We start from the raw sequence: 13,267 nt of genomic DNA on the forward strand, positions 1-13,267 counted from the left end.
GTAAACGTTGGTACAATCGGCCACGTTGACCACGGTAAAACTACACTAACTGCAGCAATCACTAACGTACTTGCAAAAGTATACGGCGGTGTTGCTAAAGATTTCGCATCAATCGACAACGCTCCTGAAGAGCGCGAACGTGGTATCACTATTTCAACGTCTCACGTTGAATACGATACTCCTTCACGTCACTACGCACACGTAGATTGTCCTGGTCACGCCGATTATGTTAAAAACATGATCACTGGTGCTGCTCAAATGGACGGCGCGATCTTAGTAGTTGCTGCGACTGATGGCCCTATGCCACAAACGCGTGAGCACATCCTTCTTTCTCGTCAAGTTGGCGTTCCTTACATCATCGTGTTCATGAACAAATGTGACATGGTAGATGACGAAGAGCTACTTGAACTAGTAGAAATGGAAGTTCGTGAACTTCTTTCAGAATACGATTTCCCAGGTGATGACTTACCTCTAATTGCTGGTTCTGCGCTTAAAGCGTTAGAAGGCGAGAAAGAGTGGGAAGATAAGATTGTTGAGCTTGCAAACGCACTTGATACTTACATCCCAGAGCCAGAGCGTGACATTGATAAGCCTTTCATCATGCCTATCGAAGACGTTTTCTCAATCCAGGGTCGTGGTACTGTTGTAACTGGTCGTGTTGAAGCTGGTATCATCCGCATCAATGACGAAGTAGAAATTGTTGGTATCAATGATACAACTCGTTCTACTTGTACTGGTGTTGAAATGTTCCGTAAGCTTCTAGACGAAGGTCGTGCTGGCGAAAACATCGGCGCACTTCTACGTGGTACTAAACGTGAAGATGTTGAACGTGGTCAAGTACTAGCTAAGCCTGGTTCAATCAACCCACATACTACATTCACTTCAGAAGTATACGTACTTTCGAAAGATGAAGGTGGTCGTCATACTCCATTCTTCAAAGGTTACCGTCCACAGTTCTACTTCCGTACAACTGACGTAACAGGTGACGTACAGTTACCAGATGGCGTAGAAATGGTAATGCCTGGTGATAACATCAAGATGACAGTAACTCTAATCGCACCAATCGCGATGGATGAAGGTCTTCGTTTTGCTATCCGTGAAGGTGGTCGTACTGTAGGTGCTGGTGTTGTAGCAACTATCGTAGCGTAATAATTAACTTTAAAGTTAATTGTTAGAAAAAGGTCACTCAGGTGGCCTTTTTTAATGCCTGAAGAAAAGTGATTTGCTCCTAGGTATAGCTTTATTGCCGTAGCTTGGGTTGAGTTTTACGAAACCCGAGGAGAAAGGTTGCTGAAAATAACTGAGCTCTTAGATATAAAAAAAGCACGGCTAGGCCGTGCTTATATTGAGTTAGCTCTTGGGCTTTTAGCCAATTACTAATATATGATAAAAGCTTTAATGCTTTTTCGCATACTCTTCAGCTTGTTTTAAAACTCTTAATAAATTACCGCTAAGAATCTTTTTAATATCTTTGTCGCTGTAATCTCTGTCCATTAAACCTTGAACAAGATTAGGGTAGCTAGATACATCTTTTAAACCGATAGGTAACGAGTCACCAACTCCGTCATAATCAGAGCCAATACCTACATAATCAATACCAATTAGCTCAACTACGTGATCAATATGATCAAGTACTTGCTCAAGGCTTGCAAATGGGTATGGGTTTTTAGCACGGTATGCAGCATCAAAATCTTTGCTTAATTTAGTGCCGTCTTTTTTAACGGACTCTTTTGTGTTTTTTAACTGCTTGCCCCAACTGCCTGCTTTAGCGGTAACAAAGCTTGAGCCAAAGTTAATTTGAATAACGCCGCCATTTTCTTTAAGTGCCAATAGCATATCGTCATTCATATTACGCTCAAAGCCAGGCGTGTATTTACGAAGTGATGAATGTGAGGCAATTACGGGTGTTTTAGATAGATCCATAACCTGATAAAACGCATCATCAGAAATATGCGATACATCGATTAGCATACCAATATTATTCATTTCAGTGACAAGCTCTTTACCAAATGGGCTTAAGCCTTTCCATTTACGGCGTATATCGTAAGACGAATCCGAAATATGGTTGCTTTGCGAGTGCGCTAGCGTAATGTAGCGAATACCACGGTCGTAAAAGTGCTGAAGGTTTTTCATATCCCCTTCAATAGGAGAGCCGTTTTCCATACCCATGGCTATAGAAAGCTTACCTTGTTTAAATTGCTCTTCTATATCAGTGCTTGAGCTAGCAATAGCAAACTTATCGGGTGCGCGCTGGGCTATGGCTTCCATACTATCAATCATTTGATTGGCTAGCTGGTAGCTTTTTCCTTTACCTTCAAATTCCAAATGCGCAGGAATATAAATCGACATAAATGGGGCATTTAAACCGCCTTTTACAGCGCGAGGGTAGTCAAAATCGCCATCAGTTGTCGCTTTAGTTACATCAACCCAGCTTTCGTGAATTCGATAAGGTACGTCGATATGGGTATCAATTAAAATGGTGTCTTTAGCGAGTTTAATTGCCTTGTCAGATGCTGTTATTGTTTGTTCTGCTTGGGCTTGGCTAGTTAAAGCTAGTGATATGGCTACCACTAGAGTGCTGAGTTTTATCATGTTTTGGCTCTTTGGGTAAAAAGCCATTGTGTACGTTCAATTCAAAAGTTACAAGTACTACACCTTAATCAAACGCCTCTGCTTGATGCTCTTCACTTTGCAGCGCTTTAAATTCGCCCTTAGAAATAATAGTAACTGACTCATGTAATTCAGAGAAAAACACCATTGCTTCGCCATTTTTAAGCTGTAGCTTAACTTGGTTAACTTTAGATTCGATGCTTGCTTCTACTTCGCCATAATCGGTGCCTTCGCGCAGTACATAGCTTTCTATTAGGTTGTATAGTGTATCTTTATCGAGTTGTTCAAAAGGGATAATCATAATTGCTCTTTGTTTGCGTTGCCTAAAACATGTTGCCCAAAATAGCATGGCACGGCTTTCTCTAACCAAAATATAGGCTTAAACGGATTTTTACCGCTAATAAAACCAACGTGTCCGCCTTTGTCAGAGATGCGCAGCGTAACATGCTCACTTACGTCTTGCCTACTTGGTACAGCCTTAATTGAGAGCATTGGGTCGTCTTTGGCATGAATAATAAGTGTAGGTATAGCGATATCTTTTAAGTACGGCATTGCACTGGCTTTGCGATAGTAATCGTGTGCGTTTTCAAAACCATGCAGAGGGGCTGTTAACTGATTATCAAACTCTAATAAATCGTCAATTTTCATTAACTGTTTTGGTGTTAGTGAAATTTGCTGCTTAATTTGTGGCAGCTTTCGCTGCATTGATTTTTTCATCCGATCGAGCAGATATTTTTGGTAAATTTTACCTAAGCTTTTACGAATAACATCGCTTGATGACGACAAATCATAAGGAGCAGATACCACCGCTGCAGCACTTAGTGGGCATGCTTGTGATTGTTCACCTAAGTATTTGGCCAGTACGTTACCGCCTAACGAAAAACCTACAGCGACCATAGTGCGCTCAGGAAATTGCAGCTTTAAGTGATTTATAAAAAAGGCTAAATCGGCGGTGTCACCGCTGTGATAAGCGCGAGGTAGGCGATTGACTTCAGTTGAGCAATTTCTAAAGTGCATAAGCACAACTGCATAACCTTGCTTTTTTAACGCCTTCATCATGCCTTTGGCATAAAAGCTATTTATATTGCCTTCAAGGCCATGTAAAACAACGGCAAGTGGAGCGGTTTCGTTATGTGGAAGTGACCATGCGAGCTCAATAAAGTCACCATCAGGTGTATCAAGTTGCTCAAGTTCGTAGCGAGTGTGGTGAAATGGGCGGAAAAAACGCGGCATTATGGTTTGAACGTGACGATTGGTCATCCACCATGCTGGTTTGAACTGAGAGATCATGTTTGTACTACGCACTTTGTATTAAACGAAAAGCTAGTGTACCAAATTTTTCGCTTCAGAAAATAAAAAGCGCCTAACTAGTAAACTAATAAGGCGCTTTAGTGCGTCGTGCTTAATTTTGTTCGGGGATTTCTGCATCATGTATTTTTTTCAAAAAGAAAAAAGCAAAAAATATACACAAAGAAACAACGATGGTTAAAAACCCAAAAGACATAAATAAAACTGGATCTGTAAAAAAGTCTCTAAAGAATACGTTCATGAGTTGTTCCCCTCGTTGTTGATGGGTTAATCATAGGTGGTGTTTGCAGGTCGCAACGTGATCGAGATCAAGTTATTTACATAAGCAGATATAGGGGTGAAGCTAAGTTGATCTCGATCATGCTTTAAGGGCTACTAAGTTATTACCACTGAGAGCTAAGAGAGTTTTTCACTTTACCTAAAAGCGTAGCGCTTTAAACTTTTTTGAGTAAACCACTTAAAGATTTTTTGCACAAAGAGAAAAGAATGAGAAGTAAATGAGGGTAGAGCAACAAACTGCTCAATATTTATATCTAAGTAATTTAGTTTGTTTTCCTCTAAAAGCGAAGCGCCTCTTAACCTCTTTGTGAGTAAATTACTTAAAGGTCTTTGCGCAAAAAGAAGAAAAAGAGAAGAAAATTAGGGCAGGGTAATAAAATGCTGAGCTAAACAACCGCTCAATATTTATATTTTTACCTAAGTAATCTAGTTTGTTTTCCTCTAAAAGCGAAGCGCCTCTTAACCTCTTTGTGAATAAATTATTTAAAGGTTTTTTGCACAAAGAAAAGAGAATGAGCAGTGGAGGAGGGTATAAAAAGTAGCAGCCTAAGTGGCTTTCATATACAGCTCAATATTGTTTGGTTCTGCATGCTCGATTAATTCAAGCTCATTTACTGCTTCAATCAACATATGTTGCTGTTGTTTTTCAAGCTTTAGCTCAGTGCTTAGCAACTCTGCGCGTATTGTGGCGTAATCACTTATTGTATTTTGGTTAGCTTTTAAATAGCTACGGGCAGCGCGCAGAGGTTGTAATGCGTGAGTATCAAACTCACTAATTGCGTTTATTAACTCATTTAACTGTTGGGCATTAACGCTTAAATTTAATGAGTCTAAATAAAGCAGTAATAAGCATAAATTAACGTTTTTTCCTTGCTGGTTTTGTAGTGCCAGCAAGGTTGTTTGTTGCACAGGCTTTGCGTACAAGGTGCACGCAAACTGCCAAAAATGGTCGCTATTGAGCAAGTTCATCGGCGAATGCCTGCTCTTTTTCTTCCATTTCTTCAAGTGCCATAAGTAACTCTTCTTCAACGTCGTTAAGTTTAGGTGTAAGCGTTGCTTGCTTGGCTAATAACTCTTTAAGCTTAGCTTTGTTGTCGTCGTTGTAGAGTTCGTTATCACCTAAGGTCACTTCAACTTCACTTAATTCAGCGGTGAATTTATCGAGTTGCTTTTCAAGCTTTTCAATTTGCTTTTTAAGTGGCTGAGTGGCTTTTCTAAATTCAGCCTCTAAACGCTTTTGCTCCTTACGGTTAACGCCTGGGTTTGCTTTAGGCTCGTCGGTTTGCTGCGCTTTAACCGCTTCTTTATTCGCGTTAAGTAACCATTGGTAATATGCATCTAGGTCGTAGCCAAACTGGGTCACTTTGCCGTCATCTACTAAGTAAAACTCATCGGCAGTATTTTTAAGCATGTGGCGATCGTGCGATACGGTAACCATAGCGCCTTCAAAGCCTTGTAGTGCCATAACAAGTGCATGGCGCATTTCTAAATCAAGGTGGTTAGTTGGCTCATCGAGAAGCAGTAGGTTTGGCTTTTGATATACCAACATGGCAAGCACTAAACGTGCTTTTTCGCCGCCCGAAAATGGGGCTACAGGCTCAAGTGCTTTATCGCCAATGAAGGCAAAGCCGCCTAAAAAGTCACGTAGTGATTGTTCAGTGGCTTTTGGGTCTAGTCGTTGTATGTGCGTTATTGCACTGGCTTTTAAATCAAGAGATTCAAGCTGATGCTGCGCAAAGTAACCAATATTTAATCCGTGATGCTGAATAACTTCGCCCGCTTGCGGCTCTAAATCACCAGAAAGCAGTTTAATTAACGTTGATTTACCCGCGCCATTTCGACCAAGTAAAGCAATTCGGCTACCTGGTACAAGGTTTAGCTCTATATTATTTAAAATAGTGACGTCACCATAACCCGCTTTGGCTTTATCTATTGTCATTAGTGGGTTTGGTAATGCTTTTGGCTCTGCAAACTCAAAGTTAAATGGCGAGTCGGCATGTGCTGGCGCTAGTTTTTCCATGCGTTCTAGTGCTTTTACACGGCTTTGTGCTTGTTTAGCTTTACTGGCTTTTGCTTTAAAGCGCGTTATAAATTGCTCTAAGTGTGCAATTTGATCTTGCTGCTTATCAAACATTGCTTGTTGTTGTAGTAAACGCTCTGCTTTTTGGCGTTCAAACTGCGAGTAGTTACCTTTGTACACATTGATAAGTTGCTTATCTACATGCCAAATTTGGTCAACCACCGCATCTAAAAACTCACGGTCATGCGATATAAGTACAAGGGTGCCGGTATAAGCACGTAAAAAGCGTTCAAGCCAATAAACGGCATCTAAATCAAGGTGATTTGTTGGCTCATCGAGTAATAGTAAATCGGCGTCGCGTATTAATGCTTGGGCAAGGTTTAAACGCATACGCCAACCACCCGAAAACGAGCTGACAGGGTTTTCTATTAGGTTATTGGCAAAGCCTAAGCCGTGTAATAGCTCACCGGCGGTTGATTCAATGCTGTAGCCTTTAATGTTTTCAAGCTGAATATGTACTTTGGCTTGTGTGTCGCCATCGTTGTTTTTCTCGGCCTCACGCAGTGCTATGCGCATTGCGTAGTATTCTGGGTGGCCTTGAAGTACATAATCAATCGCGCTTATTTCAAGTGCAGGTGTCTCTTGCTTAACAGAGGCAATAGACCAATCTTTTGGAATGCTGCAGTTACCGGCATCTAGTTGTAGTTCTGATTTTAGTAAACCAAATAACGTTGATTTCCCACAGCCATTAGCGCCAACAAGGCCTACTTTGTGTTCTGGAAATAATGTAGCTGATGCGTTTTTTAATAAGGCTTTACCGCCACGAAGTAGTTCTATTTCTGAGATTTGGATCATGAATGCGTTACTTTGCTGTGCCCTTGTTAAGTTGGCGCTATCATAACATAGAACTTAATGCTCTTATCAAGCGTATCAACAAGTGAAGTTATACGATAAAATAGCGGCAGTTCAAACCACAGGAAAAATGTTGTGAGACAAAAGAAGCGATTTATTGCTGGTGCATCGTGCCCTGACTGCAAAGCCATGGATACTATGATGCTATACAGAGAACATGATGTTGAAAAAGTAGAGTGTGTTGAGTGTGGTCATAAAATGGCGCAACCCGATAACGCTGTTCAGGCGTCTACTCGCCAATTTGAACAAGTAATTGGTGTATTTAAACCGGGCGACTAACCCGGTTTTTTATTGCCTAATTTTTACCGGTTTTAGTAATGCGGTGGAGGCGGCTCAGGTGCTTCAGACATCATAGACGATGATGACTGCGACTCTTTAATCTTCTCTGCTAGCAGCTCAGTTTGGCGTTTCATTTTTGCTAAAAGTTGCTGGTGCACTTTTATTTCATCATTTAAGACTTCAATCGTCTCATCTTGAAAAGCCACTTTGGCTTCAAGTTCCATTAAGCGATGTTCAATTGTGTTCATTATTCTCTCGTATAATAAATCGCTCTGCGATACCGCTGGAGCTTTCGGTTAACAACGACTTACCGTTATCTGTAAATGTCACATCTAGCACCACCGCCGATTTAGGCTTACTGCCTTCGCGCGGGGTAACCTGCCAAGTTTGAATCTTTTCACCGCTTGGTATTTGCCACAAATCTACGCGCTTATTTGGCGAGCCGGTTGCAAGCAAAGTGCCTTGTTCGTTAAAACGCACAGCAGTAAAAATTTTCTGACGCGCAATATACTTCAGTTTACTCACAAGATCACCTGTAGTCAGCTTCCATACATTTGCTTGTGCCATACTATCGGCCGTAAACGCATAGCGACCTTGTGGATCGAGCGTCACTTGGGTAACACGCGTTGGGTGATTAAAACGATGAATTACTTGCCCTGTACGTGTATCCCAAAAGTAAGCAACATAATCGTTAGAACCACTTAAGGCGTAGCGTCCGTTAGGTGATAGGTCAACGGTGTTAACTTTATCTTGATGACCTAAAAACTCAATACGACGTCCGGTTTCTAGGTTTACAAATACGACAACGCCGTCGCTACGGCCGTATAAAACACTACGGCCTTGATTGCTAATAGCAATATCGCGAATACTGGCTTTTTGTATTTTGTAATAACCTTTATTTTTGCCTGTGGCTATATCCCACACAGCAAACGTGTTTTTTTCGGCGGTAACAGCCACGCTGTTATCAAAAGCAATAGCAACGGCGTATACCAAACTGTCTTGATCTTGCTGCTGAAACCATTGGTATTTTAGTACCTGCTGTTGATTATCCCACAGGGCGACCCCATGGTTGATAGAGGAGATCAAACTGTATTTACCATCGTTTGAAAGTGTTGATGAAAACGCACCTTGTGCAGCATGTTCGTAACTTGCTACAGCGTGTTGTTTTTTATCGGTACAGGCGATGGCTAAAAAACAGCTAAATACGATTAAAAAAGTACGAAATATCGACATATTACAGGTATTTCCCCTTAACTCTTAGTGACTGAGAGGTTAGACTAGGACGCGTTAAATGCCTAGGTTGTTTGTCTAATCACTGGATATGTTTTTAGTTTAGCTAACAATGTGGAATTTAGTCATTAAACAAGCAGCCTATCATGTGGGCCGTTAATCTTTAACTAGTAATAATACATTAAAATGACAACTGCAAAGTGTGTCGGAGATTTAAAATGAAAAAGACGATTAGATTGTCATTGATTGCAGCGTCAGTTTTAGCGCTTACAGCTTGTAATCAAGAAGCAAAAAAAGAACAAGCTGAAGTTAAATTAGACACTGTAGAACAGCAACAAGCATACGGTATTGGTGCATCTGTAGGTAACTTTTTAAATAAAGACTTAGCAGACAAAACAGAAATTGGTATTGAACTAGACCAAGCACTTCTAATCCGTGGTTTTGAAGATGCACTTGCTGGTAATGCAAAAATTGACGAAGAAAAAATTCGCGAAGTATTAACTGAACTAGATACATCAGTACGTACTAAGCAAGAAGAAAAAGCAAAAGTAGAGTCTGAAAAAAGCAAAGAAGCGGGTGTTAAATACCTAGCTGACAACGCTAAAAAAGAAGGCGTTACAGTAACTGAGTCTGGCCTGCAGTATGAAGTACTTAGCGAAGGCGATGGCGAAAAGCCAGTAGCAACTGATGTAGTTAAAGTACACTACAAAGGTACTTTATTAGACGGTACTGAGTTTGATAGCTCATATGCACGTAACGAACCTACAACTTTCCCTCTTAACCGCGTAATTGCTGGTTGGACTGAAGGTTTACAACTTATGTCAGTGGGTTCTAAGTACAAGTTCACTATTCCTTCAGAACTTGCTTACGGCGACCGTGACTTAGGTAAGATTCCAGCTAATTCAACACTTGTATTTGAAGTTGAATTACTTGAAATTCAAAATGAAGAAGCACCAGCACAATAATAAGTTTATTGTGTAAATGCAAAAAGGGACCTTAGGTCCCTTTTTTAATATGCGTAAATAACATATTAGTTTGCGTGATTAGAAAACAAGTTATCAATAAGCTCATCTTCAAGTGCAAAGCGTGCTTCTAATGCCTCACCAATAACAGACAAGTCATCATCAAAACCCTTTAACAAGTCTTCTTTGTCTACTTCAGCGTACTTATCATTAAAATCTAACGCTATGTCGGTTGTACTGGAAATACGCGGGTAAATAGAGTTTGCAAGCTCTTGGCTCTGTAAGCCCTTTTTTTCACATGCTTTTGCTATATCGTCATACACTTCAAAATGGCCCGCAGATAGGTAATCCATTAAAAGTTGGCAAAATGATTCAATTAGTTTTGGCTCTGGCAATGCTTGATCTTGTTTTTCGTACGGCGTAAAACCTGCAATTTTGCAATAAAGTACAATAAGGTCTTGGCGTTCGTTTAGCCATTTATCAATTACTGTGTGGCTACCACCCCATTTTTGTTGAGCTTTTTCTACACGCGTCAGCATAACTGTTCTCCTAGCTGGGTTGGTCTTTCAATTAGAATATAATAAGTTTATGTACATCAAGATATATTTAATTTGCGAGTATATCAACAAGTAAAGTTGAGCTACTTTGAGGGGTGTACCTTTTTATATAATCTAAGGCGAGGGATTTTATTTTAGGCAAGAAAAAACCACCAGTTACGGTGGTCTAATTTCTTTCAGTGACTTGTTATAACAAGCTTTCTTATTTTTATGAGATGATTTTTATTGTTATTATTTTAAAACATTTATTTTTATTGTTTTAAGATTTTTATTATTGTTTTTGTTAACGCGGGACAAACAATAACAAGGTTTTTGTAATGTTGCAAACATATTAATAAAAAGTTTTAAATGTTATTCTTTTTTGCTTGTTTTATAGTCAAAATGGATTAAAGCACGCCATTATATTGATCTGCCTCTAGGGAATATTGTTTTCGTCCCTAAGCAATAGAGGGTCGGAGAATATGGTGGTACAATCTTGCACAATTTATACAAGTCTTAGGATAATTTACGCCATGAGCGAATTAAAAAACGACCGTTATTTACGTGCACTTGCAAAACAACCTGTTGATGTAACTCCGGTATGGATGATGCGCCAAGCAGGACGCTATTTACCAGAGTATCGCGCTACACGTGCACAAGCGGGCGATTTTATGAGCCTGTGCCGTAATGCTGAGCTTGCATGTGAAGTAACACTGCAGCCATTACGTCGCTACCCGTTAGATGCCGCTATATTATTTAGTGATATTTTAACGATTCCAGATGCGATGGGTTTAGGTCTTTACTTTGAAACTGGCGAAGGCCCTAAGTTTGAACGTCCTATTTCATCACTTGCTGATGTTAAAAAAATTCCAAAGTTAGATCCTACAGACGAGCTTGGCTACGTAATGAACGCAGTAAGCACTATTCGTCGTGAACTTAAAGGTGAAGTACCGCTTATTGGTTTTTCTGGTTCACCTTGGACGCTAGCAACTTATATGGTTGAAGGCGGTAGCAGCAAAGTATTTGGTAAAATCAAAAAAATGGCGTTTGCAGAGCCGCAAACACTTCATTTATTACTCGATAAGTTAGCTGACTCAGTTATTGATTATTTAAATGCTCAAATTAAAGCTGGCGCGCAATCGCTAATGGTATTTGACTCATGGGGTGGTGTATTAAGCCCGCGCGATTACAACGAATTTTCACTGCAATATATGCATAAAATTGTAGATGGCTTAATTCGTGAATACGATGGTCGTAAAGTACCGGTTACTTTGTTCACTAAAAATGGTGGTCAATGGATTGAAGCTATTGCAGCAACAGGTTGTGATGCAATTGGTCTTGATTGGACTATTAATATTAGCGACGCTAAACGCCGTGTGGGTGATAAAGTAGCTCTACAAGGTAATATGGACCCATCTATGTTACACGGTACACCAGAGCGTATTCGTCAAGAAGTAGGCACTATTTTAGAAGACTTCGGTACAGGCAATGGCCACGTGTTTAACTTAGGCCACGGTATTACACCAGATGTAGACCCTGAAAATGCTGGTGTATTCATTAATGCAGTACATGAGCTAAGTGCTAAGTACCATAAGTAATAGCTACTTAAATAAACTTTAAAACTGTTTAAAAGTAAAAAACCCGCTAAGTTGCGGGTTTTTTGTTACCTATTTATAAAGGCTTTTAAAACTACTTATTTAAATAAGCGATTTAAACCATTTAATGCCGCAACACGGTAGGCTTCAGCCATGGTCGGGTAGTTAAATGTGGTATTTACAAAGTAGTCGATATTATTGCCACCATTTTTCTGTTCCATAATGGCTTGGCCAATGTGAACAATTTCAGATGCACGCTCGCCAAAACAATGTACGCCAAGTACTTCTTTGGTTTCAGTGTGGAATAATATTTTTAAACTACCTACTTCAGTGCCCGCAATTTGCGCACGTGCCAAATGCTTAAACTGAGCACGGCCAACTTCATATGGTACTTTAGCGGCTGTAAGCTCTTGCTCGGTTTTACCGACTGAGCTCATTTCTGGGATGGTATAAATACCGGCCGGAATATCAACAATCAGTCTGTCATCACAGTTACCACATGCAATTGCATCAGCAGCTATGCGACCTTGGTCAAACGCAGCACTAGCAAGGCTTGGATAGCCAATTACATCACCTACAGCGTAAACGTTATCAACTTCTGTTTGGTATGTTTCGTTAACTTTTAATTGGCCACGGCTATCGGCTTTTAAACCAATGGCTTCAAGGTTTAATGTATCAGTGTTACCAGTACGGCCATTAGCAAATAAAATACAGTCAGCTTTTACGCGTTTGCCTGATTTTAAATGCATAATAACGCAGTCGTCACGGGTCTCTATTCGGTCAAACTCTTCGTTGTGACGTATCACAATACCGCTGTTCCAAAAGTGATAGCTAAGCGCGTCAGATATTTCAGCATCCATAAAAGCAAGTAGTCGGTCGCGTGTATTAACTAAATCAACTTTAGCGCCTAAACCTTTAAATATAGAAGCGTACTCACAACCAATTACACCAGCGCCGTATATAAGTACGCGGTGAGGGTCGTGTTTAAGACCTAAAATAGTGTCGCTCTCATAAATACGAGAATGCGTAAAATCTACCTCTGGTGGGCGATAAGGGCGTGAGCCGGTTGCTATAACAATCGTTTTAGCAGTCAGTCGCTCAGTTGAACCATCATTTCGTTTTACTTCAATTGTGTGCTTATCTACAAAGCTCGCATCACCTTGAAACATATGAATGCGGTTACGATCGTAAAAGCTACTACGTAAATTAGATTGCTTAGAAATAACAGAACTTGCGTGACGTAAAATATCAGGAAATGTCAGGCGGCTAGGGCGCTCACCAACATTAAATAACGGATTTGCTTTGTATTCAATATAGCGGCTAACAGAGTGGCGAAGCGCTTTTGAAGGAATTGTTCCCCAATGTACACAACCGCCACCAACTGATTCTTGGCGTTCAATAACCGCTACTTTTTTGTCGTTTTTTGAAAGGTTCATGGCGGTACCTTCACCGCCAGGACCCGTGCCAATAATTATTGCATCATATTGGTATGTCACGGGTACTTTTTTTTGTTCTGGTTGTTTGGCCACAGCCACT

At 40.3% G+C, this 13,267-nt stretch carries 13 protein-coding genes; 4 read left to right on the forward strand and 9 right to left on the reverse strand.

Annotated features, from left to right (window positions below):
• Positions 1-1,149 (forward strand): elongation factor Tu (gene tuf, locus L659_RS0102625; protein WP_024589504.1); only part of this gene is annotated, 1,149 nt, incomplete at its 5' end.
• Positions 1,150-1,395: 246 nt separating this feature from the next.
• Here tuf and L659_RS0102635 read toward each other — a convergent pair.
• The 5 genes from L659_RS0102635 to L659_RS0102660 all read right to left on the reverse strand — a co-directional run bounded on the left by L659_RS0102635 (position 1,396) and on the right by L659_RS0102660 (position 7,072).
• On the reverse strand, positions 1,396-2,592 hold the full coding sequence (locus L659_RS0102635; RefSeq protein WP_024589505.1) for a dipeptidase: 1,197 nt from the start codon (positions 2,590-2,592) through the stop codon (positions 1,396-1,398).
• A 64-nt stretch (positions 2,593-2,656) separates the two neighbouring features.
• Positions 2,657-2,911 carry a YheU family protein gene (locus L659_RS0102640; protein ID WP_007582257.1) on the reverse strand — a complete coding sequence of 85 codons (255 nt, stop codon included), beginning with the start codon at positions 2,909-2,911 and terminating at the stop codon, positions 2,657-2,659.
• Positions 2,908-3,900 (reverse strand): hydrolase, encoded by a 993-nt coding sequence (locus tag L659_RS0102645; protein ID WP_007582255.1) that lies wholly within the window; start codon positions 3,898-3,900, stop codon positions 2,908-2,910. Before L659_RS0102645 ends, L659_RS0102640 begins: the two co-directional genes overlap by 4 nt.
• An 843-nt stretch (positions 3,901-4,743) precedes the next feature.
• Positions 4,744-5,166 (reverse strand): TIGR02444 family protein, encoded by a 423-nt coding sequence (locus L659_RS0102655; protein ID WP_024589506.1) that lies wholly within the window; start codon positions 5,164-5,166, stop codon positions 4,744-4,746.
• Positions 5,150-7,072 carry an ATP-binding cassette domain-containing protein gene (locus L659_RS0102660; protein WP_024589507.1) on the reverse strand — a complete coding sequence of 641 codons (1,923 nt, stop codon included), beginning with the start codon at positions 7,070-7,072 and terminating at the stop codon, positions 5,150-5,152. The genes L659_RS0102655 and L659_RS0102660 overlap by 17 nt, the downstream gene beginning before the upstream one ends.
• A gap of 132 nt (positions 7,073-7,204) precedes the next feature.
• Here L659_RS0102660 and L659_RS0102665 point away from each other — a divergent pair, with 132 nt between their 5' ends.
• Positions 7,205-7,408: a YheV family putative zinc ribbon protein gene (locus L659_RS0102665; protein ID WP_007378899.1), complete on the forward strand. Its 204-nt coding sequence runs from the start codon at positions 7,205-7,207 to the stop codon at positions 7,406-7,408.
• Between the two features lie 32 nt (positions 7,409-7,440).
• Here the strand turns inward: L659_RS0102665 and L659_RS0102670 are convergent, their stop codons facing one another.
• Both L659_RS0102670 and L659_RS0102675 read right to left on the reverse strand, forming a co-directional pair.
• Entirely contained in the window at positions 7,441-7,656 is a 216-nt protein-coding gene (locus L659_RS0102670) for a SlyX family protein (RefSeq protein WP_007378900.1), read from the reverse strand.
• Positions 7,643-8,641, reverse strand: coding sequence for a WD40 repeat domain-containing protein (locus L659_RS0102675; RefSeq protein WP_024589508.1), 999 nt, complete (start codon positions 8,639-8,641; stop codon positions 7,643-7,645). Before L659_RS0102675 ends, L659_RS0102670 begins: the two co-directional genes overlap by 14 nt.
• Positions 8,642-8,856: 215 nt before the next feature.
• On the opposite strand from L659_RS0102675, the gene fkpA reads away from it, so the two are divergent.
• The gene (gene fkpA, locus L659_RS0102680) at positions 8,857-9,603 is read left to right on the forward strand and encodes an FKBP-type peptidyl-prolyl cis-trans isomerase (protein WP_007582243.1); all 747 of its coding nucleotides are present in this window, start codon (positions 8,857-8,859) and stop codon (positions 9,601-9,603) included.
• Between the two features lie 65 nt (positions 9,604-9,668).
• On the opposite strand, the gene L659_RS0102685 is transcribed toward fkpA, so the two are convergent.
• On the reverse strand, positions 9,669-10,139 hold the full coding sequence (locus L659_RS0102685; protein ID WP_007582240.1) for an Rsd/AlgQ family anti-sigma factor: 471 nt from the start codon (positions 10,137-10,139) through the stop codon (positions 9,669-9,671).
• A 530-nt stretch (positions 10,140-10,669) separates the two neighbouring features.
• On the opposite strand from L659_RS0102685, the gene hemE reads away from it, so the two are divergent.
• Positions 10,670-11,734, forward strand: coding sequence for a uroporphyrinogen decarboxylase (gene hemE / locus L659_RS0102690; RefSeq protein ID WP_002961084.1), 1,065 nt, complete (start codon positions 10,670-10,672; stop codon positions 11,732-11,734).
• Positions 11,735-11,829: 95 nt separating this feature from the next.
• Here hemE and sthA read toward each other — a convergent pair whose 3' ends face one another.
• The gene (sthA, locus tag L659_RS0102695; RefSeq protein ID WP_007582237.1) at positions 11,830-13,260 is read right to left on the reverse strand and encodes a Si-specific NAD(P)(+) transhydrogenase; all 1,431 of its coding nucleotides are present in this window, start codon (positions 13,258-13,260) and stop codon (positions 11,830-11,832) included.
• Between the last annotated feature and the right edge of the window lie 7 nt (positions 13,261-13,267).

Source organism: Pseudoalteromonas sp. S8-8 (assembly GCF_000497875.1).
Classification (GTDB): domain Bacteria; phylum Pseudomonadota; class Gammaproteobacteria; order Enterobacterales; family Alteromonadaceae; genus Pseudoalteromonas; species Pseudoalteromonas arctica.

Excerpts from the sequence above, each read along its gene's own strand:
- L659_RS0102655 (WP_024589506.1), bottom strand. The coding sequence starts at position 5,166 with ATGAACTTGCTCAATAGCGACCATTTTTGGCAGTTTGCGTGCACCTTG.
- hemE (WP_002961084.1), top strand. The coding sequence starts at position 10,670 with ATGAGCGAATTAAAAAACGACCGTTATTTACGTGCACTTGCAAAACAA.
- L659_RS0102675 (WP_024589508.1), bottom strand. The coding sequence starts at position 8,641 with ATGTCGATATTTCGTACTTTTTTAATCGTATTTAGCTGTTTTTTAGCC.
- L659_RS0102660 (WP_024589507.1), bottom strand. The coding sequence starts at position 7,072 with ATGATCCAAATCTCAGAAATAGAACTACTTCGTGGCGGTAAAGCCTTA.
- L659_RS0102670 (WP_007378900.1), bottom strand. The coding sequence starts at position 7,656 with ATGAACACAATTGAACATCGCTTAATGGAACTTGAAGCCAAAGTGGCT.
- L659_RS0102635 (WP_024589505.1), bottom strand. The coding sequence starts at position 2,592 with ATGATAAAACTCAGCACTCTAGTGGTAGCCATATCACTAGCTTTAACT.
- L659_RS0102640 (WP_007582257.1), bottom strand. The coding sequence starts at position 2,911 with ATGATTATCCCTTTTGAACAACTCGATAAAGATACACTATACAACCTA.
- L659_RS0102685 (WP_007582240.1), bottom strand. The coding sequence starts at position 10,139 with ATGCTGACGCGTGTAGAAAAAGCTCAACAAAAATGGGGTGGTAGCCAC.
- fkpA (WP_007582243.1), top strand. The coding sequence starts at position 8,857 with ATGAAAAAGACGATTAGATTGTCATTGATTGCAGCGTCAGTTTTAGCG.
- L659_RS0102645 (WP_007582255.1), bottom strand. The coding sequence starts at position 3,900 with ATGATCTCTCAGTTCAAACCAGCATGGTGGATGACCAATCGTCACGTT.